The 2028-nt window shown below is 67.1% G+C and carries 1 protein-coding gene and 2 pseudogenes; 2 read left to right on the forward strand and 1 reads right to left on the reverse strand.

Annotation, left to right across the window (positions count from 1 at the left end; genetic code table 11):
- The coding region (locus ACIBK6_RS42430) for an integrase core domain-containing protein (protein WP_399058838.1) at positions 1 to 506 on the forward strand (506 nt) is incomplete at its 5' end.
- 30 nt (positions 507 to 536) lie between these two features.
- Here the strand turns inward: ACIBK6_RS42430 and ACIBK6_RS42435 are convergent.
- Positions 537 to 1350 (reverse strand): annotated as a pseudogene (locus ACIBK6_RS42435) (IS110 family transposase); the annotation flags it as partial.
- A 316-nt stretch (positions 1351 to 1666) separates the two neighbouring features.
- On the opposite strand from ACIBK6_RS42435, the pseudogene ACIBK6_RS42440 reads away from it, so the two are divergent.
- Positions 1667 to 1891: pseudogene (locus ACIBK6_RS42440) on the forward strand (transposase family protein); the annotation flags it as partial.
- Between the last annotated feature and the right edge of the window lie 137 nt (positions 1892 to 2028).

The following is a 2028-nucleotide window of genomic DNA, read 5'->3' on the forward strand; positions in this document are numbered from 1 at the left end:
TCCTCGCGGTCATCGAGCACGCCACCCGCCGCGTCCGCGTCCTGGGCACCACCGCGCATCCCACCGCCCACTGGGTCGGCCAGGCCGCCCGGCACATGGCCATGGACCTCGAAGATGCCGGAGTCACCGTCAAGTACCTGATCCGCGACCGGGACGCGAAGTTCCCAGCGCTCTTCGGCCAGATCCTGAGCGACGCCGGCATCCAGGTCGTGCTTTCCGGCATCCGCATACCGCGCATGAACTCCATCATCGAGCGCTGGGTGCAGACATGCCGCCACGAGCTCCTGGACCGGACCTTGATCTGGAACGAACGCCACCTGCGCCAAACCCTGCGCGAGTTCGAGCACCACCACAACACGCACCGGCCCCATCAGGCCATGAACCAGGCGGCGCCCCTACGTGCGGTGCCCGAACCGATCACCGATCCCGGACGAATCGCCCGCCTGGACATACGCCGACACGACCGGCTCGGCGGAGTGATCCACGAGTACCGACATGCCGCCTGACCTGGCCGGATGAGATATTCGGCAGGCGCAGTGTTCGAGGAAGAGTTCCTCGGTGCTTCGCGCAAGGTCGTCGCATGCCTGGCAGACGGCATTGAGCTGGGCGACCAGAGCCGCAGTCTGACGGCCCATTGCGGTCTCGACGACAGTGGGCTGATGAAGCCAGGTGGGGTGGAACACTTCGTGCAGCCGGTCGGCTTCGGCAATGATGTTGCGCTGGCGGCCGGCCCGCTGGAGGGCTGCTTTGAGCTGACGCCGGGACAGCCCGGCCGCCTCGGAGGGTGTGGGCGCGTCGGTGAGGACCGCGCGGGCCTCGGCGAATAAGCCCTTCGCGCTTGTCGGTGAACGCCTCCAGGACGGAGGGGTAGTACTCGCGCAGGTGCGAACGGAGCCGGTTGTGGATGCGCGTGCGTTCCCAGACGGCGTCCTGCTGGGCCCGGGCCAGGACCGCGATGGCCATGACCAGGTCTGAGTCGGCGGGCATCGGGCGGTGCAGTTCGCGGTCGGTTCGCAGGATGTTCGCCAGGACCACTGCGTCTTGGTGGTCGGACTTCTTGCGCGAGACCGCGTGCCGGTCCCGGTAGCGGGCGGCCGCCATCGGGTTGATCGCGTAGACCTTGCGTCCCGTGGCCCGCAGGCACGACACCAGCAGCCCCCGGGAGGTCTCGATCGCGATCGGGACCGGATCGTCCGGGCTGTCGCCGTGTGCGGCCAAGAGCGTCAGTAAATCCTGCAGGCCGATCGCATCGTCGGTGATCCTGGCCTTGCCGAGCAGGTGAGCGTCGCCGTCGACCAGCGCCACATCATGATGGTCCTCGGCCCAATCGATTCCACAGGTCACAGGCACTGTGAACTCCTTCGAACGGTCGTTGTCCGTCGGCGTCGAGCCGCGGCAGGACCACCCGGCGACCTGATAGAAGCGCTCCAGGCGCACCACCCCATCAGCCATCCGTGGCCCCAGCTGCACCCAGGGGCCTCGGTCTTGTGAGGGGCTCAACGGCCCCGGCTTTCATGGGAGATGACCTTGAGCGTGGCTCGAACCACGGCACCGTACGGCGACACGACAAACATGGGCAGGGGCGGGTGCATCCCTCTTGTCGAAGCGCTCAAGGCGCCGCATACATCTCAGACATCTCGTCCAACCCCTGCCCAGCGCCTATTAGGCATACGCAGGGGCCGGCGGAACCTTCTGCACGCCGTTCAAACGCCACGGCGGCCGAGAACTGACCACCCGTCAAAGCTGCGTCAACCGCGCGCACTCCCGGCTTCGGAGTCCTGTTGAACGGGCCTTTGCCCGGCTCAAGTCCTGGCGCATCTTCCGCCGTGCCCGCTGCAGCCCCAACCGACTCACGTCAATAGCCATCCTCACTCTGGAGCAGCACCGCTGAAGAAGCTCACTGAGGTTCGGGTTCCCGTATACGGTTCCCCGTTCAGTACGGCCGGGCGGCCTGCCGGTGGGCCGGGGCGAGGCGGGCCGCCTCGGACTTGGGGAAGCTGATCGTCTTCGGGTCTCCGTCCGAGGTGT

Origin of the sequence: Streptomyces sp. NPDC050485 (assembly GCF_044458185.1) — a bacterium.
GTDB lineage: Bacteria > Actinomycetota > Actinomycetes > Streptomycetales > Streptomycetaceae > Streptomyces.